Annotated in this window: 22 protein-coding genes; 5 read left to right on the top strand and 17 right to left on the bottom strand. The window is 51.9% G+C overall.

Annotated features, from left to right (window positions below; all coding sequences use genetic code 11):
• Positions 1–5: 5 nt before the first annotated feature.
• From fabD to E5987_RS13370, 3 genes are all read right to left on the bottom strand, one after another.
• Positions 6–947: an ACP S-malonyltransferase gene (gene fabD, locus E5987_RS01535; protein ID WP_160334323.1), complete on the bottom strand. Its 942-nt coding sequence runs from the start codon at positions 945–947 to the stop codon at positions 6–8.
• A gap of 20 nt (positions 948–967) precedes the next feature.
• Complete coding sequence (locus E5987_RS01540) at positions 968–1954, bottom strand: beta-ketoacyl-ACP synthase III (protein WP_160334324.1); 987 nt, start codon at positions 1952–1954, stop codon at positions 968–970.
• A gap of 231 nt (positions 1955–2185) precedes the next feature.
• Positions 2186–2515 (bottom strand): carboxymuconolactone decarboxylase family protein, encoded by a 330-nt coding sequence (locus tag E5987_RS13370; protein ID WP_288319302.1) that lies wholly within the window; start codon positions 2513–2515, stop codon positions 2186–2188.
• Between E5987_RS13370 and E5987_RS01550 the strand changes: the two genes are divergently transcribed.
• A complete protein-coding gene (locus E5987_RS01550; protein ID WP_237178677.1) occupies positions 2459–3094 on the top strand; it encodes a LysR family transcriptional regulator substrate-binding protein in 636 nt (211 codons plus the stop codon). The genes E5987_RS13370 and E5987_RS01550 overlap by 57 nt on opposite strands.
• A gap of 129 nt (positions 3095–3223) precedes the next feature.
• Here E5987_RS01550 and rpmF read toward each other — a convergent pair whose 3' ends face one another.
• Complete coding sequence (rpmF, locus tag E5987_RS01555; RefSeq protein ID WP_160334326.1) at positions 3224–3412, bottom strand: 50S ribosomal protein L32; 189 nt, start codon at positions 3410–3412, stop codon at positions 3224–3226.
• 92 nt (positions 3413–3504) lie between these two features.
• Complete coding sequence (locus E5987_RS01560; RefSeq protein ID WP_160334327.1) at positions 3505–4029, bottom strand: YceD family protein; 525 nt, start codon at positions 4027–4029, stop codon at positions 3505–3507.
• 79 nt (positions 4030–4108) lie between these two features.
• Here E5987_RS01560 and E5987_RS01565 point away from each other — a divergent pair, with 79 nt between their 5' ends.
• Together E5987_RS01565 and E5987_RS01570 are read left to right on the top strand one after the other, a co-directional pair.
• Entirely contained in the window at positions 4109–4705 is a 597-nt protein-coding gene (locus tag E5987_RS01565) for a Maf family protein (RefSeq protein ID WP_160334328.1), read from the top strand.
• Complete coding sequence (locus E5987_RS01570) at positions 4705–5439, top strand: SAM-dependent methyltransferase (protein ID WP_160334329.1); 735 nt, start codon at positions 4705–4707, stop codon at positions 5437–5439. Before E5987_RS01565 ends, E5987_RS01570 begins: the two co-directional genes overlap by 1 nt.
• Here the strand turns inward: E5987_RS01570 and E5987_RS01575 are convergent.
• Entirely contained in the window at positions 5417–6070 is a 654-nt protein-coding gene (locus tag E5987_RS01575; RefSeq protein WP_160334330.1) for an HAD family hydrolase, read from the bottom strand. The two genes, E5987_RS01570 and E5987_RS01575, sit on opposite strands and share 23 nt — an antisense overlap.
• Positions 6057–7088, bottom strand: a complete 1032-nt coding sequence (locus tag E5987_RS01580; protein ID WP_370528063.1) for an RluA family pseudouridine synthase — start codon at positions 7086–7088, stop codon at positions 6057–6059. Before E5987_RS01580 ends, E5987_RS01575 begins: the two co-directional genes overlap by 14 nt.
• A 734-nt stretch (positions 7089–7822) precedes the next feature.
• On the opposite strand from E5987_RS01580, the gene E5987_RS01585 reads away from it, so the two are divergent.
• A complete protein-coding gene (locus E5987_RS01585) occupies positions 7823–10801 on the top strand; it encodes an Rne/Rng family ribonuclease (RefSeq protein WP_160334332.1) in 2979 nt (992 codons plus the stop codon).
• A 243-nt stretch (positions 10802–11044) separates the two neighbouring features.
• On the opposite strand, the gene nrfD is transcribed toward E5987_RS01585, so the two are convergent.
• The 4 genes from nrfD to E5987_RS01605 all read right to left on the bottom strand — a co-directional run bounded on the left by nrfD (position 11045) and on the right by E5987_RS01605 (position 17700).
• Positions 11045–11941 carry an NrfD/PsrC family molybdoenzyme membrane anchor subunit gene (nrfD, locus tag E5987_RS01590; protein ID WP_202074519.1) on the bottom strand — a complete coding sequence of 299 codons (897 nt, stop codon included), beginning with the start codon at positions 11939–11941 and terminating at the stop codon, positions 11045–11047.
• Between the two features lie 2 nt (positions 11942–11943).
• Positions 11944–12516, bottom strand: a complete 573-nt coding sequence (locus E5987_RS01595; protein WP_160334333.1) for a 4Fe-4S dicluster domain-containing protein — start codon at positions 12514–12516, stop codon at positions 11944–11946.
• A 5-nt stretch (positions 12517–12521) separates the two neighbouring features.
• Positions 12522–15098, bottom strand: a complete 2577-nt coding sequence (locus E5987_RS01600) for a molybdopterin-containing oxidoreductase family protein (RefSeq protein ID WP_160334334.1) — start codon at positions 15096–15098, stop codon at positions 12522–12524.
• 310 nt (positions 15099–15408) lie between these two features.
• Positions 15409–17700, bottom strand: a complete 2292-nt coding sequence (locus tag E5987_RS01605; protein ID WP_160334335.1) for an inorganic phosphate transporter — start codon at positions 17698–17700, stop codon at positions 15409–15411.
• 261 nt (positions 17701–17961) lie between these two features.
• On the opposite strand from E5987_RS01605, the gene E5987_RS01610 reads away from it, so the two are divergent.
• A complete protein-coding gene (locus tag E5987_RS01610; protein ID WP_251450864.1) occupies positions 17962–19014 on the top strand; it encodes a hypothetical protein in 1053 nt (350 codons plus the stop codon).
• A 112-nt stretch (positions 19015–19126) separates the two neighbouring features.
• Here the strand turns inward: E5987_RS01610 and dusA are convergent, their stop codons facing one another.
• The 6 genes from dusA to infB form a co-directional block, all read right to left on the bottom strand.
• On the bottom strand, positions 19127–20164 hold the full coding sequence (dusA, locus tag E5987_RS01615; RefSeq protein ID WP_370455735.1) for a tRNA dihydrouridine(20/20a) synthase DusA: 1038 nt from the start codon (positions 20162–20164) through the stop codon (positions 19127–19129).
• Positions 20161–20550, bottom strand: a complete 390-nt coding sequence (locus tag E5987_RS01620) for a YchJ family protein (protein WP_160334336.1) — start codon at positions 20548–20550, stop codon at positions 20161–20163. The genes dusA and E5987_RS01620 overlap by 4 nt, the downstream gene beginning before the upstream one ends.
• Positions 20534–22384, bottom strand: a complete 1851-nt coding sequence (gene typA / locus E5987_RS01625) for a translational GTPase TypA (protein ID WP_160334337.1) — start codon at positions 22382–22384, stop codon at positions 20534–20536. Before typA ends, E5987_RS01620 begins: the two co-directional genes overlap by 17 nt.
• Before the next feature lie 18 nt (positions 22385–22402).
• Positions 22403–23323, bottom strand: a complete 921-nt coding sequence (gene truB, locus E5987_RS01630; protein ID WP_160334338.1) for a tRNA pseudouridine(55) synthase TruB — start codon at positions 23321–23323, stop codon at positions 22403–22405.
• The gene (rbfA, locus tag E5987_RS01635; protein ID WP_160334339.1) at positions 23324–23698 is read right to left on the bottom strand and encodes a 30S ribosome-binding factor RbfA; all 375 of its coding nucleotides are present in this window, start codon (positions 23696–23698) and stop codon (positions 23324–23326) included.
• Between the two features lie 72 nt (positions 23699–23770).
• Complete coding sequence (gene infB, locus E5987_RS01640; protein WP_160334340.1) at positions 23771–26467, bottom strand: translation initiation factor IF-2; 2697 nt, start codon at positions 26465–26467, stop codon at positions 23771–23773.
• Positions 26468–26487: the final 20 nt, after the last annotated feature.

The raw sequence follows: 26487 nt of genomic DNA on the forward strand, positions 1-26487 counted from the left end.
TCTTCTTACTCCTGATTATTAGAAGCCGCTTCTTCAAGCGCTTCTTTGCTGTTCAATGCTTTTGCCGCGATACCCTTGGTAATTCTCTTGGTCATACCGGTAAGCGCAGCGCCGGGGCCGACTTCATAGAGTTCGGTACAGCCCATCTTTTCCATTTCGCGGACGGTATCGGCCCAAAGAACAGCCGAAGAAACCTGAGCGGAGAGCGCGCCGCGAATATCGTCGGCTTCGCTTCTGAGACGGACGTCCACATTGTGCAGAACCGGAATTTCAGGCGAGCGCAGTTCAACTGTGCGCAGGCGCTCTTCCATCGCAATCGCGGCGGGCTTCATCAGTGAAGAATGGAAGGGGCCGGAGACATTAAGACGGATCGCGCGTTTTGCACCCGCTTCAAGACTTTTGCTCATTGCGGCTTCCACTGCGGCAACGGTGCCGGCAATCACGACCTGTCCCGGTGTATTAAAGTTCACCGCTTCGACGACGCCGTTGGCGGCGCACTCAAGGCAGACGGATTTAACTTTGTCGTCATCGAGACCAAGAATCGCGGCCATCGTGCCTTCACCGACGGGGACCGCCTCCTGCATTTTCTCGGCGCGGAAGCGCACGAGCTTAACGGCATCCTTAAATTCAAGCGCACCGGCAGCGACCAGCGCGGAGTATTCTCCGAGGCTGTGGCCGGCCGCTACGTCGGGGCGTCGGCCGCCTTTGGAAAGATAGTAGCGATACATCGCGGTGCTTGCGGTGACCAATGCGGGCTGCGTATTGACAGTGAGGCTCAGCTCCGCAGACGGACCTTCGGCAATGAGTTTCGCTAAATCAAATCCAAGTACTTCATTCGCTTCTTCAAGCGTCTGCTGCACAATCGGTTCGTCCTTAAGGGTTGAAAGCATTCCGACGGACTGACTGCCCTGTCCCGGAAATACAAAAGCAATTTTCTTTTCTGACATTTGCGTTATAAGTTGTTTTATTAGAATTTAAGCAGTGCGGAAGCCCAGGTGAAGCCGCCCCCGACGCCCTGAAGCAGAACAATGTCGCCGCGTTTGAGCTGTCCGCTCTGACGGGCCTTATCGAGCGCAAGCGGAACACTTGCCGCCGACGTGTTTCCGTGCTTAGTGACGGAAACCACAAGATTGCTCTCAGGAATATTTAACTTGCCGCGAACCATATTCATGATGCGAAGATTTGCCTGATGCGGAATGTAGACATCGACATCACCGGGCGCGAGATTTGCCGCCGCAAGCACATTCAGCGCGCTTTCCGTCATTTTTTCCACCGCGGCCTTAAATACGAGGCGCCCTTCCATACGAATATAGGGGTCTCCGACAATCTTGCCGTTGTCAATATGGCTGTCGGCAGCAAGCACGTGCACACCGCGCGTGCCGTCGGCTTTAAGTTCTGTTGCGAGAATTCCGGGTTCGCTGCTCTTTTCGAGCACCGCAGCGCCCGCTCCGTCACCGAAGAGAACGCAGGTTGTACGATCATCCCAATCCAAAACGCGCGAAAGGCTTTCTGAACCGATCACCAAGACGCGCTCGGCGGATCCTGCGCGGATCATTGAATCGGCGATTGAGAGCGCGTAAACAAATCCGGAGCAAACCGCCTGAATATCAAAAGCGCCGGCGCTGCTGGCCTGAAGGAGCGCCTGCACCTGACACGCCGTGCTCGGGAAAACGGAGTCAGGCGTCGTCGTCGCGACGATAATCAGATCAATCTCGTCAGGTGTAAAGCCGCCGTTTTCCAAGGCACGCTTTGCGGCCTCAAAGGCCATAGCGGTCGTGGAGCCCGCGCCTTCGGCAAAATATCTCTGCTCAATACCGGTGCGGGTACGAATCCACTCGTCACTGGTTTCTACGCCTCTTTCGGCAAGCTTGGCCGCAAGTTCATCATTGCTGACGATCTTCTCCGGCAGGAAACTTCCTGTAGAAGCGATTCGGGAATAAATTTTTTCACACACGAATTTCGTTTCCATTACAAACAGATAAACGAGAGATTACTTTATTCTGGGGTTCTGTGCGAACCGCTTTTTCAGCATTACAAGAAAAAACAATTTCTAAAATCCGTAAAAACTATCCGGGAAAAATCGCAACACTCACTCCTGTACTTCTGAAAGACACCTGTGCGGTGCCCAATAAAAAAGGAAAGCCCGCTTATGGCCTTCCCTGCAAAAATATTACGGCTTATAAGATTATTTAAACGAATTCACGACCGCGAGCGCATTCAAAGTTCTCGGGAATCCGTTGAGCGGAATAGCGATCTGCAGCGCGTCAGCGAGATTCTGCTTCGTGTTTCCTTCTTTGAGATTAGCTCCCGTGTGCGCCTTTAACTGAGACTCGCATCCGCCAAGCGCGGCAATCGCGGCAAAGACAACGAGCTCGCGAACCAGACGAAAATGGAGCTCTCGGAAAAAGAGGAGTTCCTTCGCGGCATCATCCGCATCGGCATTGTCGAAACTTCTGCCATGCGGATTCTCACTCGGGAAATGCAGAAATTTACAGCGCAGTATCCGCACGTCCACTTTGAAATCTATTCTGCCGACAGTGATGATTTGAAGCGTTCAATGGACGAGAACAAACTGGATTTAGCCATTCTTCTGGAGCCGGTTGAGAGCGCAAAATACGATAAAACGCCGATTCCGGCAAAAGATCGCTGGGGGCTTGTCGTTCGAAAGGCAGACTTTCCGAGCGATCGAAAAGAGATGACTTTCAGCGAAGTCGTCGCCACTACTTTGATTTTGCCTAGAAGATTCATTGTGCTGGAAGAGATCAGCAGCTGGCTCAAAGTTTCCGATAAGGATTTAAAGGTAGCGGCTTACCACAACCTGCCCTCCAACGCTCTTGACCTGGTCAGCTCCGGCATGGGCGCTCTATTGTGTGTGGAAGGCTCTTTTACCAATCGTGGTAAAAGCGGTTTGAGATTTGTTCCGATTACGCCCGAACGAGTTTCCGGTCACGTCGCTGTAAAAAAGAAAAACCGTCCTATCGCTAAAGCCGCGGCAATCTTTTGGGAGACGCTCTGCGCGCTGGATTCAGCGGAAACCGCAGATGAGGTTCTGAAAAAGCTCGGCGGTCGGCGGAAAAAATCTGCAGGCCTATAAAACAAAAGCCCGAGTTTGACCTCGAGCTTTCTTGATCTTTAGGCTTAAGCCTAAGATACAAATTCTTTCATAATTCCTGCCGCATCGTCCGCCGTGGGTCTCGAATGAGAGCAGTCCTCAGGGAAGAACTTATTCCTGATCGTCGTTCTTAGTGGCGATGACTTTCTTGCCACGGTAGAAACCGGAAGCAGAAATGTGATGACGACGATGTGCTTCGCCTGTTGTCGGTTCGACAGCGAGCGGAGGATTGGTCAGGAAATCGTGAGCACGGTGATTGCCGCGCTTATTGGTCGACTTCTTATTTTGCTGAACAGCCATGGTAACCCCACGAAAATAATATCTAAATCTTAAAAACGAGCGGACAACACAAACACTTCCGCTCTCGGAAAACATCGGATTCTACACTAACGTTAATTCTTTCGCAAACCTTGCAGGTCTTTAAGTTTTGCAAAGGGATTTTCTTTCTTCGGCTCTTCTTGCTTAGGCGCTTCAATGTCGGATTTGCACGCGTAGTCGTGAACCGGAACATAAGGAAGCGAAAGCAGAATCTCCTCTTCAATCCATTCCATCAGATTGAGCTTCTCACTGCCGACAACCACTTCTGTGTCGTCTTCGTCGTCAATCGGAATGGAATCGGCTTCTTTTTCGTCTCTGGCGAAACGGAAAAGCACGTCGCTTTCAATCGGGAACTCCATCGGTTTGCCGCAGTGATTGCAAATAAGCGGCACTTTAGCGGCGAGCGTCATGACAGCTCCGGGCCAGCCCTTTTTGGCGGTCATCCCTTTGATCTCAAAAACGCATTCAGCGTCCGTCGGACAGATCTCTTCACGCAGTCTCGGCATATCGGTAAGCCGAACCTTCCCCGAAATGACACGTCTGTCACGGGCAAGATCATATGCGTTTACATAGTCTGTCGATTTTAGATACTCAGACATTCGGATCCTTCTTGTTAATACCTAGCACTGAACTAGAATAGTCGCATTCATTTATTTCTGTGGATGCGATAACCCAAAAATGGATAATAGATTACAACTCATTCTCGGTTCGAGCTCTCCGTTTAGAAAAGAATTGCTCGAACGCCTGCAGCTGCCCTTTACAACTTGTTCGCCCGAAGTTGACGAAACACCGCTCAAGGACGAAAAGCCTAAAGACCTGTCCCTAAGACTCTCAATTCTTAAAGCACAGGCGGTCGCCGCTCAGCACCCCGACTGCGTCGTGATCGGCTGCGATCAGGTACTCGAACTTGACGGCAAACCGCTTGGCAAACCCGGATGCTTCGAAAAGGCGTTTGAGCAGCTCTCTGCGATGAGCGGCAAAGAAGTTGTGTTTCACTCCGCAATGACCGTCATCGACGCAAAAGGCAACGTCTCTTCGACCGTTGTTCCCACCGAAATCAAGATGCGCGATCTTCCGCCTGAGGCCATTCGCCGCTATCTTGAAATCGAGAAACCTTTCAGATGCGCTGGAAGCGCCAAAATCGAGAAACTCGGTATCGCGCTCATCGCTGAATGCCGCTCCTCCGACCCGACAGCAATTATCGGACTGCCGCTGATTGAACTCACCACCATGCTCGCTAAGGCAGGCATCAGCGTTCTTCCGGAGCTCAGATAATGACGCAGCTCGGCAGGCTTTTTATGCTCCCCGTGCCGATTTCACAGGGAAGCGTCTCGGCTTCCCTGCCCGAAAGCTCGATTCACGTCGCGCGCGAGCTCAAATATTTTCTGGCGGAAAACGCTAAATCGGCCCGAGCTTTTCTCAAAGCGGCCGAGCATCCGCTCCCGATCGCTTCTCTCTCTATTGAAGAGATCGGACACCGCCCGGATGTCAATCTGATTAAAACCTGGCTGAAACCCGCTCTGGAGGGTTTTGACATCGGTATCGTGAGCGAAGCGGGCTGCCCGGGCATCGCAGATCCCGGCGCGCAAATCGCTGAGCAAGCTCATCGTCTGGGCATACGCGTCGTGCCGCTTGTCGGACCGAGCTCCATTCTTCTGGCACTCATGGCCTCCGGAATGGACGGACAGCACTTTCGTTTCTGCGGCTACCTGCCGATTAAAGAGCCTCAGCGCACGAACGCGATCAGAGATCTGGAAAGAAAGAGTGCGAGCGCCGAGGGCGAAACTCAGCTATTTATCGAAACGCCCTATCGCAACAGCGGCATGCTCGCCGATTTAATGAGAGTCTGCGCACCGACAACGCTGATTATGGCGGCCACAGACATTACGGGAGAGGCTGAAAAAATCAGAACCTTCTCGGCCGCTCAATGGAAATCAAAGGATCTGAACCTGCCGAAACTTCCGACGGTGTTCGGAATCCTCGCCTCTAAACGCGGACGCCGAGCATAGAAGCAAGCTCGTCCATCGTGTTGGCAATGTGCTTGGGCTGATACTCTTCAAGCCTCAGCCTCGGGGCGGCACCCCACGAAACCGCAATCGCATCCACTCCGGCTGCTTTTGCAAGTCTGATGTCGTGTTCGGTGTCGCCGACCATAACCATATCCGAAGGCTTAAATCCGCCGCGCTCCATCAGCATATGAAGCATGAGCGGATCAGGCTTCGGCTTGGCTTCGTCCGAAGTCACCGAGTCATCAAAATAAGCTTCGATCCCCATGCGGTTCACAATTCTGGAAAGTCCCTTGCGGCTTTTACCTGTGGCAATCGCAGTTTTAATACCGGCTTCATGCAGCCGATCCATCAGATCGAGCACCTTCGGAAAGAGCTTCAGATACGGGTCGCTCTGCAGAAAGTATCCGACGTAAATATTTTTGTATTCCTCATAACGAGCCGGATCAAGATCTGAAGCGACAATCGGAATAATGTCTTTGAACCCAAGGCCTATAACGCTTTTTGCTGTTTCGTAGCTGACCGGTTTAATCCCGATCGTCTGATTCGCTTTCTGTATTCCTTTTGCGATTGCGTCCACGGAATCTACAAGTGTTCCGTCAAAATCAAAAACCGCGAATTTATAGGGCGTCACGCTTTTTCCTTTCCAATGCGTCCAACAGTTCCCGGCACTCTTTCGGAAGCGGTGCCTCGATTTTCAGATCAATTCCGCTCACCGGATGGTGAAATGCGATTGATCCGGCATGCAGAAACATTCTTTTGAAAGGATATCCCAGAAGACCGTGTTCAACCTCGCCGTTGAATTCAAAATCTCCGTACTTCTCATCTCCGACAAGAGGAAAACCTAAATGCGCCGCATGTACACGGATCTGATGCGTGCGTCCTGTCAACAAATCTACTTCAAGAAGCGAAACCGCCCCGAAGCGCTCAATCAGCCGAAAAATTGAGTGACTCGGCAGCCCCTGCTCTTCATCAACCCGCACTCTGCGCTCGCCGGAGGCCGTGACATATTTATAGAGCGGAAACTTGACATGCTGACGATCGTTCTGCCAGTCGCCTTTTACAAGCGTCTTGTACGTTTTATGCATTTGTCCTTCACGAATCATTTCGTGAAGACGGACAAGCGCCTTTCTGGTTTTTGCCAGAACCAACACTCCGGATGTCCCTCTATCCAATCGATGAACAAGTTCGAGAAAAGGAAGATCAGGACGAGAAGCGCGCATGCGTTCAATCAGTCCGAAAGAAATGCCGCTGCCTCCGTGGCTGGCCATGCCCGAGGGTTTATCCACTGCCAAAATATGCTCATCCTCGTACAGGATCGTCGGAATTTCAGAGAGTTTCAGCGGCGGCGCTTTCTTCTCCTGAGGCTGCGCGCTGACGCGAATCGGCGGAATGCGAACCTCATCTCCTTCACTGACACGGCTGTCCGGATGAACTCTGCCCTTGTTGATGCGAACCTCACCCGAGCGTATCACGCGATAAATCATGGATTTCGGAACGCCCTTGAGCTCAGAGAGCAGAAAGTTATCCAAGCGCTGTCCGTCTGAAGACGCATTCACCTTGATAAATCTGACCTGTTCGCTCTGAGCTGAAGAATTCTTCTGAGAGGCTGCTTTTACAGGCTGCGGCTTTTTCTTCTGAGCGGCCTTCATCGCGGCAAGCAGTTCCCTGCCGCTGCGGGTTCTGTTTTTTTTCGTTACTGATTGTGCCCCGGATGGGCTCAATTGTTCATACTTTTGGCGTGTCTTTGACATTTGCATTAAAATCCTGCTCGAGGCGATCGGTCGGACAGAAAATATTTTCTGCTCCGAAACGCGTTTCGGTTGATTCGCACCGATTCAACGGCCTCTTTATGACCTTCGCCGATTGTAATCTTTTCAGTCGAAAGAAAGAAAACGGCTCCCTATCTAGGGTTCCTCCCTCAGAGCGAACCGATGATGCATAGGAAGTACGAGCTTCATTCACGGAAACGATTCGCGTCGAAGATATTTGTAATGAATATTTGGCGGTGCTCCGATCAGGCATGATCGTCGCAGCTCGCCGATGACCCTTGCGGTCATTGCTGTACAGAATTGAGTAGAAACGGGGCGCAGCATCCGGTTGATGCGCGCACAAAAATTGGAACACGGATCTGATGCAGGATCCATGGAATCGGGATAAAGAAAGTGAGCTTAACGGCACGCGGCAAAACATTGTCTGCTGATACCCTCTTGCGGGGTAGGGGCAAGTCCGCGCAGCCTCCATCTTTCGACCTTATGAAGCCTCCGGCAGCCGATTGCTGCACTACAAAAGCGAGATGCCTTTGATATCCCTATTCGGCCGCCCGAATTTCTAGTCTTTTCCGTCAGCACGTCTATGGTCCGCGAAAGTGACCGAGGAGTGCTTCATGAAGCGCATGTTATTTAATGCCACGCACGCTGAAGAGCTGCGTGTCAGTATTGTTGAAGGACAGAAGCTTATCGATATTGATATCGAGTCTTCAGAACGTCAGCAAAGAAAGTCCAATATCTATAAAGGCGTCATCACACGCATTGAACCTTCCCTCGAAGCCTGCTTCGTTGATTACGGTGAAGAACGTCACGGTTTCCTGCCCTTCAAGGAAATCTCACGCGCCTACTTTAACGAAGGGGTCGATGTCCGTACAGCCTCCATCAAGGAGGCTGTTACCGAAGGCATGGAACTCATTGTTCAGGTTGAAAAAGAAGAGCGCGGCAATAAAGGCGCTGCGCTGACAACCTTTATTTCTCTTGCCGGCCGCTATCTCGTCCTTATGCCGAACAACCCACGCGGAGGCGGTGTCAGTCGCCGTATCGAAGGCGAAGAACGTCAGGAGCTACGCGAAGCCATGTCTCAGCTCTCCACGCCTAAAGGCATGAGCCTTATCGCTCGTACCGCCGGCATCGGCCGCAGCGTCGAAGAACTTCAGTGGGACTTGGATTACCTTCTGAAACTTTGGGATGCGATCTCCGAGGCGGCTGCTCCCCAGTATGAAGACAAACAGGGCAACTACGTTTCCACTCCCGTCGGCCCCAAGGGCGAACCGCTCAAACGCGTCAATCCCGCTCCTTTCCTCATTGTCGAAGAAAGCAATCTGGTCATTCGCGCGATCCGTGACTACTTCCAGCCGGACATTGCGGAAATTCTCGTCGATACAGACGATATCTACGAACAGGCCCGTCAGTTCATGGGTCATGTGATGCCGGACATGGTCAGCCGTGTAAAACGCTACACGGACGATGTCCCGCTCTTCTCCCGCTTCCAGATCGAAAATCAGATCGAGACCGCGTACTCCCGTACCGTTCCGCTGCCCTCAGGCGGCTCCATTGTGATCGACCACACTGAAGCTCTGGTTGCGATCGACGTTAACTCCGCCCGCTCCACTCGCGGCGGCGACATCGAAGAAACCGCTTTCAGAACCAACTATGAAGCGGCCGAAGAAGTGGCCCGTCAGATGAGACTGCGCGACCTTGGCGGCCTTATCGTGATCGACTTCATCGATATGGAAGATCCGAAGAATCAGAGAGCGATCGAGCAGCGCATGAAGGAAGCGATCCATTACGACCGCGCCCGCGTTCAGATCGCAAAGATCTCCCGCTTCGGTCTGCTTGAACTCTCTCGTCAGAGACTGCGTCCTTCCCTTTACGAAGGCAGCCATATCACCTGCCCGCGCTGCAACGGTATCGGCGCGATCCGTGATACCGAATCCAGCGCGATTCAGGTTCTGCGTATCCTTCAGGAAGAAGCCTTCAAGGACGGAACATCTGCGCTGCAGGCTCAGGTTCCGGTTGACGTCGCCACCTTCCTTCTCAATGAAAAACGTGACGAAATCGCCAAGATCGAACATCGTCATCACATTGAAGTCATCCTGATTCCGAACCAGACACTTGAAACTCCGCATTATCAGATCGAACGTCTGCGCTCTGAAGAGGACCTCCTGACCGAAGGCGCTCCGAGTTACAAGCGTGTCGAGGAACTCGCTCCCGAACCCGAAGAGCCTTACTCCAGAGCTCAGAATGTTCAGCCGTCCACTCGTCCCCGTCAGGTTCCTGTGATCAAGGGCCTGCCCCCGAGAGACAATGCGCCGAAACACGTTGACGCCGCAGAAGCCAAGGCTGAAGCCAAGAGCGAAAAATCTCTGCTTCAGAAGATTTTCGGTTTCTTCTTCGGTTCCTCTGAAGAGAAGCCCGAAGCCAAGCAGCGCCGCGACAGAAACGATAAACGCACTCAGAGAAAAGACGCGTCCGAGCGCAAGAACCGCCGTCAGGAACGCGCCGAAGAGCAGCGCAGACAGAAGAAAGAAAAGGCCGAGCGCAGTGCTGCGGTCAAACAGATTCGCCAGGCCAAGAGCGAACGCAACGAAGAAATTCGTCAGCAGGTTCGTGAGGAGTCCGAAGCGGCTGCCCGCACCTCTTCCAAACCCAATGCCGGTGAACGAGTCGATCGTACGCGCAAAACTCAGAAAGAAAACGCCGCGCACAGCGAACGCAGAGAAAACAAGGCTTCTGAAAATCAGGCTCCGAAGTCCAAATCTGAATTTGCGTCTAAAGCCAAGGCAGAAGCTCCTGTGAAAACCGCGCCTGCTAAGGCTGCGGAAAGCCACGCTGAGCAGAACGAGGATGTCGCGGTGAAGATGGTTCCTTCTCAGGAATCTCAGTCCACTCTACCTGAGCAGCCTCGTCAGAGAAGAAGCCGCAGACTGCGCAGAGACCGCAATGAGCCGCGCCGCGTCAAAACGGATGTGCCGCCCGTAGCAGTTTCTCCGGTCGTTGCCGCGATCGACGACATTGTCCAGAGCGAACGCACTGTTCCGCAGGCTGAGGCTCCGTTAATCAACAATGAAGTCCGCAAGCCGACAGTCAAGGCTCCGGAAAACCTTCATGTCGCTGATGATGCCGCAAAGGCTCAGACAAGAAAGCCGCGCCGCGCTAGACGCGCTCCTGAAGCAGCCGAAGAAGCTCCTCTTCAGCTCGTTCAGACAAAGACGGAAGCGCCTAAGGCAGCTGAACCGGTAGAGGTACAGGCGGTTTCTTCCGCGGCTCCTGTCGTACGTGAAGAAAAACCGGCTGCAGAAGTGAAAGCCGCGCCGGCTCCTGAAGTCAAACCGGCCGCCGCTGAGACAAAACCGGTTGTATCAAAGCCCGCAGCCGTCGAGACAAAGCCTGCTGAAGTCAAGAGCGTGAAAGCTCCGACAGACGATCTCAAACCGATCCTTGCCGAAGCAGGCTTAGAGCTGGTTGCTACTAAAGCCGCTCCTACATCCGCACCGGTGGAAGTCAGCAAACCGAAACTCGGCAGAAAGCGTGTTAAACGCGCTGCTGAAGTCAATGACGCGCCGCTTGAATTAGTTCAGACGAAAAAAGAATAAGTCTGAATTGCTTTTTAAGCTCCGGCTCCGCTCGTTATCCGAGCGGAGCCTTTTTTTGCGCTGAACATGATCGGCCCTTCTCCTGCATCGACCGATAAGACACAGGCCCGGATTTACTGCTCTTCCATAGACCTTGGCTGACAGCTTCCATTTGCGGAAGTACATCTGCGAAAGGCGCAAAAAACCGGAGAGCCGCGCTGCGGCAGTCTCCGGTTTTATCAGACCGCAGTTTCGGTCTTACTGTTACATCAGAATCGGATCATAGTAGCCGGCAAAAAGAACGGACGCTCTCAGAAGCAGAGCCCCGATAATGCCCAAGACGGCAGTGCAGACCAATACCTTATGACTTCTGGTCAGGATCGTGGCAACGAGCGGCACTAAACTGCCGAATAGAATCACGCCAAGCCAGAACATCAGCGCGTTAGGACCGTAAAGGAGGCTCTCTGCGCCCACTCTTGCCGCTTCCATATTGGAGGACAGCGATACATGCAGGAAGGCAAAGATCGTCAGAAGCTCGGCGATTTCAACCCAAATAGAAGTTGTGCGGCTCCACTTAACGCGGTTTGCGTCAATCTGACCGAATACCATCAGAAGCTCAATTGCGCCAACGGAACAGGCCATGCCAGAGATAATCCAAAGAATCGGAATAATGGCTGAATTCCAGAAAGGAATACCTACGGCCTGAGTCAGCAGGAAACCCGAGTACACCGTGCAGGCCGCGCCAAGCACGGAAAAGATGCCGTTGAACCAATTGGAATCAGCCATCTGCTGCCACTTCTCACCCTTGAACAAAATCCCGGCACAGATCATCGAGTAAAAGAGCGAACCGACGCAGAGCAGCGACAGCAGACAAATACCAATGAACATCCAGGAGCTGAGGTTAAGCGCCATATCAAAGACGGAACTTAAAACCGCAAACGGAAGGTTCAGCATTCTTGCCAGATGGCTGACCACGAGCAGCGTGCCGATAATGGCGGCCGCCGTCAAAAGGTACACAAACTTTTTCTGGCGAACCCAATAGTTGAGGAAAAAGCCCATGCCGGAAAGTCCGACCGCCCAGAGGAATAAGGCGATCGTCCAGCCCCAGTGCGCGGCTTCAAGCTGAGTTGTCATTAAATTAAAATCGGCGATGTTTGTCATATTTACACCACTACGAAGAAGTTGGGACGAGTGCCTTTCTGAGGCATCAGTGTTTCTGTTTTGGACTGACGGATTCTCTGCGCGATCAAAGAATTCGGATCATTGATGTCGCCAAACGCTCGGGCACCTGCCGGGCAAGCCTTAACACAGGCAGGCTGTTCGCCGTTCTCAATGAGCTTCATGCAGCCCTCTCCGATACATTTCATCGGCAGTCCGCTGTCCGGATACGACCAGCGCGCATCATAGGGACAGCTTGCGATGCAGTAATTGCATCCGACACACTTATTCGGATCAGTACGAACTAAACCGTTTTCGTCATAGTAGTTCGCGCCGAACGGACACGTTCTAACGCAGGGTGCATCCGAACACTGCTGGCACTGAACCAGCAGCGTCACCGGACGACGAACTTCGGACTGAACTTTACGGATATTGGAAGCGGGCCAATTTCGTTTCGGAATGGATCGATTCAACATCTCCGGGAAATTCGTCTGAGAACAGGCCAACACGCACGCACCGCAGCCGATACACTGAGTTGCGTCAAACAAATGAGCCAACTGTTTCTTAGATTCACTCATGATAGTTATCCTCTCACCTTGTTGATGCGCACTGCGGAGTTGTTGGCGACATTGCCGACTACCGGCTGGGCATAACCTGTGTCGTACCAGTGCGAATTAATACCTTCTTTCACGAACTGATAGTTCGGATCCTTGATCAGTGTTTTTGTTCGGACACCGCCGGAAAAACCATAGGCGAAGACCGCGCCCGGAACGACTCGTTTGGTGACCGTGACCTGCGTATTGGCTTTATAGCCGGAGTCCATGCCCTCCACTTCAATCATGTCGCCGTTTCTGATGCCGAGGCGAGCCGCATCTTGCGGATTCATCCAGACAGTACGGTCACCCATGAAGCGAGTGGGCTGTGTAAACATATTGAGACCGGAGCAGGTCACGCAGTTCTTGCCGGAAACCAAAATAAATTCATTGGAATCGGCTTTGGGCTGCGTATAAGCCGGAGACGGGATGTAGCCGGAAATCGGAGCGATCGCCTGAGCGTATCCGGGTTTAGAGAACGACTTAAAGCCGTAAATCTCAACTTTGCCGGTCGGAGTACCAAACGGCTTCAAATAAGGATATTCGCCGTATTTCTTGGTCTTAATCGTAGCCCAGCCGTTTTCGCTGATCGACTTACGAATCGCTTCTGCGCTTCCGGGCTTTTTCTTTTCGCAGTCATCCAGGAACTTCTTGTAGCCGCGGTCAACAAAAGCGCCGAAGTAAGCGTTGAATTCCTCTGCGGTTTTGCATCCCTTGTAGCCGACGCGCTCGGCTCTTTCGGGATATGCTCTGCGCAAAATCTCCAAAAGAATCCAGACATCATGACGCGCTTCACAGCCTTTAGGCGGAGTGAGCTGCGGGTCTGAGAGATAAATCGATCCGTCTCGAGCCCATTTAACGCCGGACATATCTCTGCGTTCCATGAAGTACGTGGCGGGCAGCACATAATCGGCGTAATCCACAAGTTCCTGAGGCAGCACGTCTTGAACAACTACCAAATCCAGCTTTTTAAGGTTTTCCGCGAGTTTTTTCGCATCCGCCTGGCGATGGAACATGGTCGTGCCGACAAAGAAGGCCGCTTTAATCGGATAGGGTTTTCCGGAAACCGCTGCGTCAAGCGCAACCGAATAAGTACCGGACGTTTCGGGATAGACAATCTTATCGATTCGCTTTTCTTTAGCCATAGCCCAGGTTTCGCCGTTCGGACCTTTGCCTGCGGCTACGCTCGGAACCTTAAAGCCCGCACCGGCAGTTACGATCAGGCCGCCGGGCTGATCGATATTGCCGTTCATCGCGTTGGCAATGCAGATAAGCTGATAAAGCTCCACGTCGGTTCCGTTCTTAGAGGTATACCAGCCATCGTCGATACAGCCCTTATTGTTGGCATAGTCAAAAGCAATGCCCTTAAGCGCTTCAGGACGAATGCCAGTGATTTCCTGGACCTTTTCAGGTGTGTATTCGCTCGCAAGCTTTTTAAGCACGCTAAAAGCGGTTCTGACAGGCTCTTTTTCTCCGTTTGCAAGAATCGCTTCGCCGCTGAATTCGAGTTCCGGTTTAAAGTTCTCGTCTTCAATAAAACCAATCGCGGCTCCTTTTTCGTCTCTCTTTACCGAACGAAGAGAAAGTGTTCCGGCACTGTTGGCGACAACAAAAACGGAAGTACTTCCGTCCTTGCGGAAGTCAGCCTCTGTAAGCGGCGTGCCGTTTGATTTAATGAGATAAGCGCCGTTGGTGTGACGGATTAAAAATTCTTTGTCAAATGTCTTGTTCTCAATCATTTGATTGATAAGACCTAAGACAAACGCGGCATCGGTTCCGGGGCGAATACCGACCCAATCCGCATTGCCGTATGCAATGTCCGGCATTCTCGGATCGATCGCCACAACGTGGCAGCCGCATGCTCTTGCTTCGTTCAGCGTGTGAAGAGCGCCCATGGAGCTTCCCATCGATCTTCCGATCAGCAGAAGATAGCGCAGGTGCGCGTAATCGGGTTCGAGTTTTCCTGCGCCGCTGAAGCCTTTTCCGAATACCCAGTCTCGTGCCGCAATGCCGCCGAGATTACAGGTGGACTGATGACCGATATCGTTGGGAGAACCTAACGGGAAAGTCAGCCATTTGCTGAAGCCTGAGAACGAGTGAGATGTCGTACTGATGCAGCTTTCTCCGTTCGCTTCAACCAGTTTTTTGAGTTTAGCGGCGATCGCATCCAGCGCTTCATCCCAAGTCACTTCTTCAAACTTGCCCTCGCCCCGCTCTCCGACGCGCTTCAGCGGCTTGCGAAGACGAAGCGGATGGTTCCATACCCACATCGCGGCAGCGCCTCGTCCGCAGTAACCTTGCTGCGGATGCCCGGGATTTGGGAAAATTCGGACCGTACTTTCCGAAACCACCGCACCTTCCTTCTTCATCGCCAGAAGACCGCAAAATGCGCCGCACATCGTGCAGGCGACCGGATGTTTGCTCCAACCTTCCTTTTCAAGTTTCTTAATTTCTTCGGCTGCCGCTGTCATAGACAAGCTGGGCATTGCAGCTGCGGCAGCCGTCGCTGCAGTGTTTTTCAAGAGAACACGCCGAGAAACGGATAAGTCGACTAGTCCTTTAGACATATTCATTTGTTCCTTGTATTGGGGTGTCAAAACAAGGACAGATTAATCTGTTCAATCTACGGATAAACCCGATAAATATCCTAAGGAAACTGTCTCATAGATATTTCTTATATATCTTTTTTGAAATTTATTGAGGTTTACAGCAAAGACAAAGCGATAGTTACGTCAAATCTTTAAAAAGTGTAACAACAAGAGCTAGCGTTAGAGTTTTCACTAATCTCTCAATATTCCCAATCTTATTTGTCTCATTTTCTGCAACGTAAAAAAAGCCGCATCCCTTTTGAAGATGCGGCTGATTGAGCTGAGTATCTTACTTCTGTTCTACGGCGTACTCAGGAGCGCCGTTATCACGATCCGGGTCAGAAAGAACAAAGTTCAGTTCTCTCTGCAGAAGCACGATAACCGTATAGCGGTTCACGATTTCGCGATAAAGCTGCAGGATGCTCAGATAAAGCTCACTCCGGTGCAGCGGCATTTGATGCTCTTCAATCTGTTTCATCAGCACGATCTGGAACTTGTTGACTTCTTCAAGATTGGTGTCGGAGAGTCTCAGCAGGATATCATCTGAAATTTCGCCGGCTTCAACATACTTGGAAAGCGTATGCTCAAGTCCGGTCAGCTCGTTCAAAGCCTGGAGCAGATTGCTGCGCAGAACGCCCTTAAAGACCGAATGAGAATTCGCCAGATGATCCTCCATCTGAGAAAGCGTATTGCGCAGATCCTGAGCGACGTCCTTCATGTTGGAGAAGGTACGGTAATAATAGTTTCGAGCGTCGTAATCCTTGCTCGGACCCTCGCCTCGTACAAACATCAGATAGTACTGGCTTCGCATATAAGAAATCTTATCGAGAAGGCCCTGCGCTCTGAGACGGGTTTTCTTCAGTTCCTCATAGTCCTCGGCAAGGAAGTTGGTCATGGCCGTAGAGAAAATGGAAACCGTGTCGTCTAAGTTGTTGGCGATCGCATGATTGAGCTTCAGTCTCAGTTCCTCACGAGCCATTCCCGGCTCAATTCCCTCTGTCTCAATAACCTTCTCTTTCTTCGGGAAGAAGTTGCTCTTGAAGAGACGAATGATCACGAGGATACCGCCGAGCACCATAAACCACGGCCCGAACCAAATGCAGAGCAGTACGGCAATACCGGCAAGAATAAACGCGGTAAAGCCGGTCAGGAACCATCCGCTGATCACGGCCATAACGCCGGAAATTCGATAAACCGCCGTCTCTCTGTCCCATGCACCGTCGGCAAGAGAAGAACCCATGGCAACCATAAAGGTCACATAGGTTGTGGACAAAGGAAGCTTCATTGAAGTGGCTACCGCGATCAGGATACTGGCTAAAACCAGATTGACCGACGCACGCACCTCGTCAAAGGGCAGCGCGATCTCGCCTTTTTTCAGACGCGGCTTTTCAAAACGAGAGTCAATGCCGCGCAGCACACTGTCCGGAAGCAGCTGATTCAGAATCTTCTTTGCGCTGAGCGCGGAGCGCACCATCACGCGGCCGCCCGTTGTCGCACCGAACTGCTCCTTGTCGCTTCTTTCGCTTGCGGACAAATTAATCGCAGTCTGCACCACGCGTTTGGCTTTCGGACTGAACCACAGTGTGAGGACCATGATAAGACCCGAGAGAACCAGGTAAATGGTCGGTGTGCGTACGGATTCCTTCAGTGCGCCCATGTAAAGGGTCTGAGGTGTCAGTGCTTCGTTCGCGGCCTTAGCTGCCGCCGCAATGTCTACGGACTGCATCGCGGCAAGCGGAACGCCGACGAAGTTCACAAGGTCGTTGCCCGCGAACGCGAACGCCAGCGCGAAAGTGCCCGCAAGAATCACCACGCGCAGCGCATTAAAGTTAAAGAACCAAATCAGCAGCTGGAAGACCGCAGAGACACCGATGAAACATGACCAAAGAATGGTTGAAGTATTGCTGTCAAGGAAGCTGAGCAGCTCAGGCGTCATAAAGGAAGCGCCCTTTGCGCCCTTCATGATGAGGAAGTAGAAAATCGCAGTAATGCAGAGGCCGGAATATATACCGCCTAAGAATCGATAAACTTTTTGATATTTAAAAGAGAAAATGACGCGAATCAGCCACTGAATCACAGCGCCGAAGGTAAATGCAATGGCAACTGAAACCAAAATCGCGGTAATAATCGTAAATGCCTTTTCATTATTGATATAGGCACCGAGACCGGCAAGGGAGCCGCTGCTGACCCACAGTTTGTAGGCTGCGGAAATCACCGCTGCGCCTAAAAGCTCAAATACTATCGATACGGTTGTGGAGGTCGGAAGACCGAGGGAATTAAACGTATCCAACAGAAGGACATCTGTCAGCATGACCGCAAAGAAGATCAGCATGACATCCCAAAAGGTAAACAGCTGGGGATTGAAAATACCGCTTCTGGCGATCTCCATCATGCCGCTTGAGAACGTACACCCTAAAAGTACGCCGGCGGCAGCTACACCCAACACCACGTTGTAACGCGCTGTTCTAGAGCCAAGCGCTGAACTCAGAAAATTGACTGCATCGTTACTGACGCCAACGAACAAATTAACGCACGCCAACAGCATCAGAAAGAGCATCGTACAGGTTAAAAAGGTATCCATACTAAAATTCAAATTTTTAAACGGGGCAATTCTATTAGCGCTTTATGACGAAATAATTACAAACCATCAAAAACACCCCTTCCATTTGTATCTAAGAACTACTGCCTCAAAAGTAATCCTAAACCCTGTACCGCCTAAGTGGCACTTTGTATCTCAGTATTTGGCCCTCATTTAGGTTTTTTGTTAGTGCAACCTTTAGGTTTTACGAATATTTGCGCTAGCATTCTTTTTTGTTATTTTTGTTAATTTTCAGAGGTCATCGTGAATCTCAAACTTTTATCGGCACAGTCAGCTGTCGCACTTTCACTTATTTCCTTTGCCTCATTGAGCCACGCAGATTTTCTCTCCGATTTGTTCGGTTCCTCAAATAAAGAACCCGTTGCTCTTAATCAAACAACACAATCCATTATGACCTCCTCCCCGATTTGGGTGATCGACGGGAAAAATACTTCAGCATGGAGCGTTGTTGCAGGTAAAAAACCGAAGAAAGGAGCCACTCCTCTTCTTCTGAAACAGGACAAAGGCACGCTCGGTCTCATCCCTGCTCAGATGGATGTTGGCTATGTTGCGACGACCGCAGCAAAAGTTTCTCTGGCTCAGCCGATTTCCGTTTCTTTTGAAAAAAACGGCGATGCGCTTCTGAAATACGGCAATAGCAAGCAGCCGATCTCGCTTGCGTTCAAGCTGAGAGCTTATGATGTCAGCGGCCTTAAGATCGCTTCCTTCCTCAAAAACCGCCAGGGCGGAGACCTCGCTGAAGTCGAACGAGTTGGAAATGCCACATTCCCTCAGGGCTCCATCGCTTATAAAGCCGACACGACGTTCCTGAACGACGAAATGGTTATGCCGGTTAACGAAAACTTCACCAGCGCTAAAACCAGCAGCGAGCTGCTGACAAACTTCAACAAGATTCCGTTCTGCCTGAAGCGCGTCTCCGGCCACGCTTACGGCATTATGTTCGACGGCAATGATCCGAAGGCTAAGAGCGGCACATTCTCTGTAACTCCGGTCAAACGCGACACCATGTTCTGCACGCCGACAGGAGAACCCTCTGTTGCAAAAGGCTCCTGGGTCCTCGTTAACAGCCCCAAGACACATGCGGTTGTCCTGACAATGCCTAAGGAAGTCACTCCGGCTGAATACGGCATTGATTCCAACGAAAGCGGTGTTTCCAAGCTCGCCTTCATTGCTCCTTCTAAAGGCGACAAGATTTTCCGTCCGGGCAAATTCTTCGCTAAGGGCACAACCCTTGAAAGCCGCCGCTATTTCTTTAATACAACAGCTGCCGAAGCAATCCTGAAAGCTGCTCAGTAATTATGTTTTGAGAGGATTTATTCCCCTCAAAAAAAATCAGACAGACCATTCAATATGACCTGCCCGACACAAAAACCTCATTTCACAGTGAATGAGGTTTTTGCTTTATTGGTTAGGAGAAGAACTCGCTGTCCTCAGCCGAAAACTGATCCACGTCAGTCCAGCCGGCCTTACCGTAAGCGTAGCGGAAGATATCCGCACCCTTCTCACGAATCAGAGCGGCATCGCTCAGCGTGCGTCTCCAGACCTTGGCGCCCGCCAATCCGGTCAGAAGGCCATGCATGTGACGGCAGGCCGCACGAAGCGAATGATCGTCAGGTTTAATCAGACGAACATAGCGCTCCATCTCATCAATCACCTGCTCGCGCGTCACGGGTTCATGCTCGTCGCCGTAAATTCTCGCGTCAACATCCGCAAGCAGCCAAGGCGTATAGTAGGCCGCTCTGCCAAGCATCACGCCGTCAACATGTTTGAGCTGTTCATCTGCGACTCCGAGATCCGGAATCGCTCCGTTGATCACGATAATTGCATCCGGGAAGTCTTTCTTCAGCTGATAAACAACTCCACGGCGAAGCGGCGGCACTTCTCGATTTTCTTTCGGGGAAAGCCCCTTAAGCCAAGCGTTTCTCGAGTGAACAATAAAAACTCGTACGCCGGCCTCATAGAGCGTTCCGACAAAATCTCTGACGAAGGCATACTCTTCAATCTGATCGATTCCAATACGGTGCTTCACTGTGACGGGAACGCTGCAGGCGTCCTGCATCGCTTTGACGCAGTCTGCGACAAGGTTCGGCTCAGACATCAGGCACGCTCCGAAAGAGCCCTTCTGCACGCGCTCAGAGGGACAGCCGCAGTTAAGATTCACTTCGTCATAGCCCCATTTCTCTGCCAGCGCGGCGCCGTGCGCCAAGTCCTTCGGGTCTGAGCCGCCTAACTGCAGTGCTACCGTATGCTCCTCAGGAGAAAAATCCAAGTGATGCGGGACATCTCCGTGCACCAGAGCACCGGTCGTTACCATTTCTGTATAAAGGCGCGCCCGCTTGGTCAGAAGGCGATGAAAATAGCGGCAATGGCGATCTGTCAAATCAAGCATCGGAGCGACACAGAAACGCCAGTCCTGCGGATTCAGAATTGTTGTATCAGGCACTATTTAAATTTCCCATCAACGTAATACCATCGCCCGTTTTCCTTAACAAAACGGCTGTCCTCGCGAAGCGTAAAGGCGCGGCCCTCAGGATCAGCACCTTTGGCTGCGAACTTCACGCGGGCGCTTGTTTCTGAGAGCGGCAGATACACAGATACTTTCAGAGATTTCCAGACCGTCTCGTCAAGTTCAAGGTTCTTAGGGCGAGTGGTTTCATGCCAGGTTTGCAGTAAATAATCGACATCCTTGAGCACAAATGCGGTGTACCTGGAACGCATAAGCGCTCGAGCATCAGATGCGGGAGCGCCTTTTAAAAACGGCCCGCAGCAAACACCGAAGCATTTGCCGCTGCCGCAGGGACAAGGATCGTCGGAATTAAATTCCGGGGCCAACGCGTTCGTCTCCGCGTGCCGCACGGCGTCTTTCGAACTCTTTGAGCCAGCGTTTGCGAATGCGAATGCTCTTCGGAGTGATTTCCGCAAGTTCGTCGTCGTTAATGAATTCAACCGCGCTTTCAAGCGTGAGCTGAATCGGCGGAACCAGACGAATCGCTTCATCAGTGCCGGAAGCACGAATATTGGTCAGCTGTTTGCCCTTAATCGGGGTCACAACGATGTCGTTGTCACGAGAGTGGATACCGATAACCATACCTTCGTAAATCGGTTCTCCCGGGCCGATAAAGAGGCGGCCGCGTTCCTGAATCTTCCACAAGGCGTAAGCAACCGCATTGCCGTCGTCCTGACTGATAATAGCGCCGTTGCGTCTTTCGCCGAGATCGCCGGATTTTACAGGAGCATATTCGTCAAAAACGTGACTCATCACGCCAGTACCGCGCGTCATGGTCAGAAAATCGTTCTGGAAGCCGATTAGGCCTCTGGCAGGAATCTTGTACTCTAGACGCACACGGCCTTTTCCGTCCGGCTGCATGTCCTGCAGGTCGCCCTTGCGGCGGCCGAGTTCTTCCATCACGGGGCCCTGATGCGTTTCTTCAACGTCCACGGTCAGAGATTCAAACGGTTCCATCTTCACGCCGTCAACTTCTTTGTAAAGCACGCGCGGTCTGGAAACCGCAAGTTCATAACCTTCGCGGCGCATATTCTCAATCAGAATCGTAAGGTGAAGTTCACCGCGGCCCGCAACCTCAAACACGCCTTCGTTAGCGGTCGGTTTCATGCGCAGAGCCACATTGGACTTCAGTTCGCGCTCAAGACGCTCTCTGATCTGACGGCTGGTCACGAACTTGCCTTCTTTGCCGGCAAGCGGACTGGTGTTGACATGGAAGTTCATAGTGAGCGTCGGTTCGTCAACATGCAGAAGCGGAAGCGCATCCGGGTGGTTGACGTCGCACAGCGTGGTGCCGATACCGATCTCATCAATACCGTTGATCAGAACGATATCGCCTGCTTCAGCTTCATCAACCAGTTTTCTTTCCAGGCCCTGGAACTTGAGAACCTGATTGACTTTAGCGCGCTTAGGCGTAGAGTCCGGACCGTTCATGATCAGAACTTCCTGAAGCGGTTTGATGCGGCCTCTCTTGATACGGCCGATGCCGATCTTGCCGACATAGCTCGAATAGTCAAGGGAAGAGATCTGCATCTGAAGCGGACCGTTCGGATCGTCGTCACGAACCGGAACCTTTTCGATAATAGTGTCAAAGACGGCTTTCATATTGCCGATCTTCTTGAGCTCTTCCACGTCTTCGGTGTAGCCCGCAAAACCGTTCAAAGCAGATGCGTAAATGACCGGGAAATCCAGCTGTTCCTCGGTTGCGCCGAGTTTGTCAAAGAGGTCAAACGTCTGATTAATGACCCAATCCGGACGAGCGCCGGGACGGTCAATCTTGTTGATCACAACAATCGGCTTGAGACCCTGGGCCAAAGCCTTCTTCGTGACAAAGCGCGTCTGAGGCATCGGGCCTTCGACCGCGTCCACCAGAAGCAGCACACCGTCAACCATAGAAAGCACACGTTCGACTTCTCCGCCGAAGTCCGCGTGTCCCGGTGTGTCAATAATGTTGATGTGGGTGCCCTGATATTCAACCGCACAGTTCTTGGCCAAAATGGTAATGCCGCGTTCGCGTTCAATGTCATTACTATCCATCACACGTTCGGCCACCGCCTGGTTCTCACGGAAGGTGCCGGACTGCTGAAGCAGTTTGTCCACCAAAGTCGTTTTGCCGTGGTCAACGTGGGCAATAATCGCAATATTTCTAATCGCTCGAGTCATATAAAAATTTAAGTTCAGTTATTCTGCCGCAAATGCGCACAAACGTTCGGGAATCAGCTCCTGATTGGATTCAAGTCGGCCGACGCCCATTAAAAATCTTTCTCCGTCCGGACGAATTCCGTAAACTCGGACCTTTTCCTCGGGTCCGGACTCGTCGACGAAAACTTTTCCCCCATGACTAAATCTCTCGGTCTGCGCCTCGTCCAAATCAATGCGCACCAAAGTGCTGAGCAGCCGATCCGGCAGCAGAAGCACTTTTAGTCTTTCTTCTTCGCTCATCGCTTCAAAATCCGCGAGCGTGACACTCTCCGAATTTCTCAGATCACCAACGGCGGTTCTTCTTAATGATTTCAAATGGGCTCCGCAGCCAAGCGCCTCTCCGATGTCCTCTCCAAGCACACGAATATAAGTGCCCTTAGAGCAGCGCACCACAAGAGTCGCTTCGGGCGGATTAAAGTCCAAAACGTCAAGTGTGGATATTACTACTTTACGAGGCTTTCTCTCGATCTCCTCGCCTTTTCTTGCTAATTTATAAAGCGGAACTCCGTCCTTTTTCAGGGCGGAGTACATTGGCGGAACCTGCTCGATTTCGCCTCTGAAGTTTTCAAGGACCTCGGAAAAGGTCTTATAGTCAAAGGTCGGCTCTCTCTCACTCACCACTTCGCCTTCAGCGTCTCCGGTTGTCGTCTTCACGCCGAATCGAATCGTTGTTTCGTATTCTTTTTCCGCATGAAGAAGGTCAGCGGAGAACTTAGTCGCGTCTCCGAAGCAAAGCGGCAGAAGACCGCTTGCGAGCGGATCCAGCGTTCCGGTGTGCCCGGCTTTATGAGCGTTCAAAGCTCGTCTAACCTTCTGCAGAGCTGCGTTGCTTGAGAGCCCGACGGGTTTATCGAGCAGCACAACTCCGTCAATTTTCAGACCTTTTCTTCGGCGCCCCACTTATTCACCTTTAATTTTTTCACTGTCTTCAGCACGGGCTTCTTTAATGAGTTTATCCATCTCGAAGCCGCGTTCAACACTCTTGTCGTACACAAAATGAAGCTGAGGAACAGTGTGAATCTTCAGAAGTTTAAAAATTCTGGAATGCAGCATCGGAGCGGCGCTGTTGAGCGCTTCTGTCGCTTCTTCCGGAGTCGAACCGATCGATGTGAAATAAATCGTCGCATGTGCGTAATCCGGAGTGATTTCGCAGCCGGTCAGCGTGACAAGCCCCGCTTTCGGGTTACTGACTTCCTTTTGAATCAGTTCGGCTACATCTCTCTGAATCTGATCCGCAATGCGATTTGCGCGACCCGGTTTAGCTGATTTAATCATTTCTTAGTCTCCTTCTAAAACTTCCGAAACACAAAGGAGCCCGAAGGCTCCCTGTGCCTCAGATTAATTCAATCAGAGTGTACGGGCCACCTCTTCGACCTCAAAGATCTCAAGACGGTCGTCCACCTGAATGTCGTCATTGCCTTTAAGAGAGATACCGCACTCGGCGCCCGCCTTGACTTCCTTAACGTCGTCTTTAAAGCGGCGCAGAGAATTGATTTCTCCCGTCCATTTAATAACATTGTTGCGCAAAAGACGTGCGTGCGAGCTGCGTTTGACGACCCCTTCGAGCACCATGCAGCCTGCCACGGAGCCCACTTTGGGCACGTGAATGACCTGACGAATTTCCACCAGACCGACATGGTTTTCACGACGTTCCGGCGTCAGCAATCCGCCCATCGCCGCTTTCACGTCGTCTACAGCATCGTAAATAATGTTGTAGTAACGAATATCGATACCGTTGTCCTCGGCAAGTTTTCTTGCCAAAGAGTCGGCACGAACGTTAAAGCCGATCACAACCGCATTGCTGGCAATCGCAAGGTTGATATCAGACTCGCTGATACCGCCAACCGCCGCATGAACCACGCTAACCTTGACTTCGTTGGTAGAAAGTTTGGTCAGCGCGTGTACCAGAGCTTCCTGAGAACCCTGTACGTCGGCCTTGATGACCAGAGGCAGGCTCTGGATTTCTCCGTCTCCCGGACCTCCAAAGATCTTATCCAGACCGCCGGCCGTGTGTTTGAGCTTGATTTCACGGTATTTGCCCTGACGATAGTTCGCCAGTTCGCGGGCTCTCTTTTCTTCCTGCAGAACAAGGATTTCGTCGCCTGCCTGCGGAACGCCTGAAAGACCTTGAATCTCCACCGGAATCGAAGGACCTGCGTGCTGAACCTGTTTGCCGTTTTCATCGAGCATCGCTCTGACGCGGCCGAATGTTGCGCCGGCGAGCACAATGTCGCCTCTCTTGAGTGTTCCGGACTGAACCAGAACGGAAGCAACGGCGCCTTTGCCTCGGTCAAGTCTCGATTCAATCACAACACCCTTGGCCGGGCCCTCTTTGACGGCTTTCAGTTCGAGAATTTCAGCCTGCAAAAGTACGTTTTCCAAGAGTTCGTCCACGCCCTGTCCGCTCTTAGCGGAAACGCAGATGAAAGGCACATCGCCGCCGTATTCTTCAGGAATAACGTCGGCAGCAACCAGTTCCTGCTTCACGCGTTCCGGGTTAGCTTCCGGCTTATCGATCTTGTTGATCGCGACCACGATCGGCACATTGCCCGCTTTGGCGTGCGCAATAGCCTCTTTCGTCTGCGGCATCACGCCGTCATCGGCCGCAACCACCAGAATCACAATATCGGTCGCCTGAGCGCCGCGGGCTCGCATCGCGGTAAACGCTTCGTGTCCGGGGGTATCCAGGAATGTAATAATGCCGCGCGGGGTCTTCACATGATAAGCACCGATATGCTGTGTGATACCACCCGCTTCACCGGCCGCAACCTTAGTTCTGCGGATGTAGTCAAGCAGTGAAGTCTTACCGTGGTCAACGTGACCCATGATGGTAACAACCGGAGGTCTCGGCTCTTTCGGATACTTGTTCTGCAGTTCTGCTTCTTCCTCTGCAAGGAACGCTTCCGGATCTTCCGGCTTAGCGGCCGTCGCACGGTGGCCCATTTCCGTCACAACGATCATCGCCGTATCCTGATCAAGAACCTGGTTGATCGTCACCATGTCGCCAAGCTTCATCATGGTCTTGATGACTTCGATCGCCTTAACGCTCATCTTCATGGCCAAATCGGAAACCGTGATGGATTCCGGAACAACTACGTCGCGAACGATCGGTTCCTGCGGCGCATTCTGCTGCTGTCTGTTCTGATGCTGATTCTTAGCGTGACGCTTAGATCTGCGGTCATTCTTCCAGCCGCTGCTTTCCTCACCTGAGGAATCTCCGCCGCGGGTTTTAAGCGTACGGCGCTTCTGGTTTTCGTCACCCCAGGAGTCTCCGTTCTTCTTCGAAACCTTGTTTTCTTTCTTAACACTGTTCTTATGCGCTTTCTTCGGTTCGGCTTTCTTTTCTTCGGTCGGGGTTTTGGGCGCATTCAAAACTTTTTTCGGTGCCGACATCATTTCACGAATAGCGCGGGCTTCAGCTTCAGCAGCCTTACGAGCGGAATCACGCTCGCGGGCGACTTCCTGTTCTTTAGCCTGAGCTTCGCGTTTGGCTTTAGCCTGTTCGGCTGCTTTTGCCTCTTCCGCGGCTTTGCGGCGGGCAGCAGCCTGTTCGGCGTCAGCTGCGCGTTTCGCGGCTTCAGCTTTTTCTCTTTCGAGCTTTTCCTTAGCCGCTTTTTCAGCTTCCTCACGCGCTTTGCGCTGAGCTTCCTCACGAGCGCGTGCAGCCGCTTCTTCCATTTCTTTGCGCGCTCTTTCCTTTTGTTCGGAAATCGCTTTTGCGGCTTCTTCACGAGCCTTGCTGACCACTTCCGGGTTCTTCACAAGGACATGACGCCTTCTCACTTCAACCTGAACAGCGTGGCCGCCGTTTCCGGACTGAGTGATCACGGTTTTTTTGCGTTTGGTCAGCGTAATCTTGCGCTGTCCGGCCTTTTCGCTGCCGCGAGCAACCTGAAGGGCGGTAATCAGTTTCTCTTTTTCAGAGTCACTGATCTCATCATCCGATTTGGACTGTGTCAGTCCCGCTTCTTTAAGCTGCTCAAGCAGGACGCTGACGGGCATCTGAAGGGTTTGGGCTAATGTCTCTACTGTATTTTTTGCCATATATTATTGTTCTCCCGTCG

It is taken from the genome of Parasutterella muris (genome assembly GCF_009767915.1).
GTDB lineage: Bacteria > Pseudomonadota > Gammaproteobacteria > Burkholderiales > Burkholderiaceae_F > Parasutterella > Parasutterella muris.

Bases quoted from the DNA above. Each gene is read 5' to 3' on its own strand.
- fabD (WP_160334323.1), bottom strand. From the start codon at position 947: ATGTCAGAAAAGAAAATTGCTTTTGTATTTCCGGGACAGGGCAGTCAG.
- E5987_RS01550 (WP_237178677.1), top strand. From the start codon at position 2,459: ATGCGGATTCTCACTCGGGAAATGCAGAAATTTACAGCGCAGTATCCG.
- rpmF (WP_160334326.1), bottom strand. From the start codon at position 3,412: ATGGCTGTTCAGCAAAATAAGAAGTCGACCAATAAGCGCGGCAATCAC.
- E5987_RS01560 (WP_160334327.1), bottom strand. From the start codon at position 4,029: ATGTCTGAGTATCTAAAATCGACAGACTATGTAAACGCATATGATCTT.
- E5987_RS01565 (WP_160334328.1), top strand. From the start codon at position 4,109: ATGGATAATAGATTACAACTCATTCTCGGTTCGAGCTCTCCGTTTAGA.
- E5987_RS01570 (WP_160334329.1), top strand. From the start codon at position 4,705: ATGACGCAGCTCGGCAGGCTTTTTATGCTCCCCGTGCCGATTTCACAG.
- E5987_RS01580 (WP_370528063.1), bottom strand. From the start codon at position 7,088: ATGAAGGCCGCTCAGAAGAAAAAGCCGCAGCCTGTAAAAGCAGCCTCT.
- E5987_RS01585 (WP_160334332.1), top strand. From the start codon at position 7,823: ATGAAGCGCATGTTATTTAATGCCACGCACGCTGAAGAGCTGCGTGTC.
- nrfD (WP_202074519.1), bottom strand. From the start codon at position 11,941: ATGACAAACATCGCCGATTTTAATTTAATGACAACTCAGCTTGAAGCC.
- E5987_RS01595 (WP_160334333.1), bottom strand. From the start codon at position 12,516: ATGAGTGAATCTAAGAAACAGTTGGCTCATTTGTTTGACGCAACTCAG.
- E5987_RS01600 (WP_160334334.1), bottom strand. From the start codon at position 15,098: ATGTCTAAAGGACTAGTCGACTTATCCGTTTCTCGGCGTGTTCTCTTG.
- E5987_RS01605 (WP_160334335.1), bottom strand. From the start codon at position 17,700: ATGGATACCTTTTTAACCTGTACGATGCTCTTTCTGATGCTGTTGGCG.
- typA (WP_160334337.1), bottom strand. From the start codon at position 22,384: ATGACTCGAGCGATTAGAAATATTGCGATTATTGCCCACGTTGACCAC.
- rbfA (WP_160334339.1), bottom strand. From the start codon at position 23,698: ATGATTAAATCAGCTAAACCGGGTCGCGCAAATCGCATTGCGGATCAG.
- infB (WP_160334340.1), bottom strand. From the start codon at position 26,467: ATGGCAAAAAATACAGTAGAGACATTAGCCCAAACCCTTCAGATGCCC.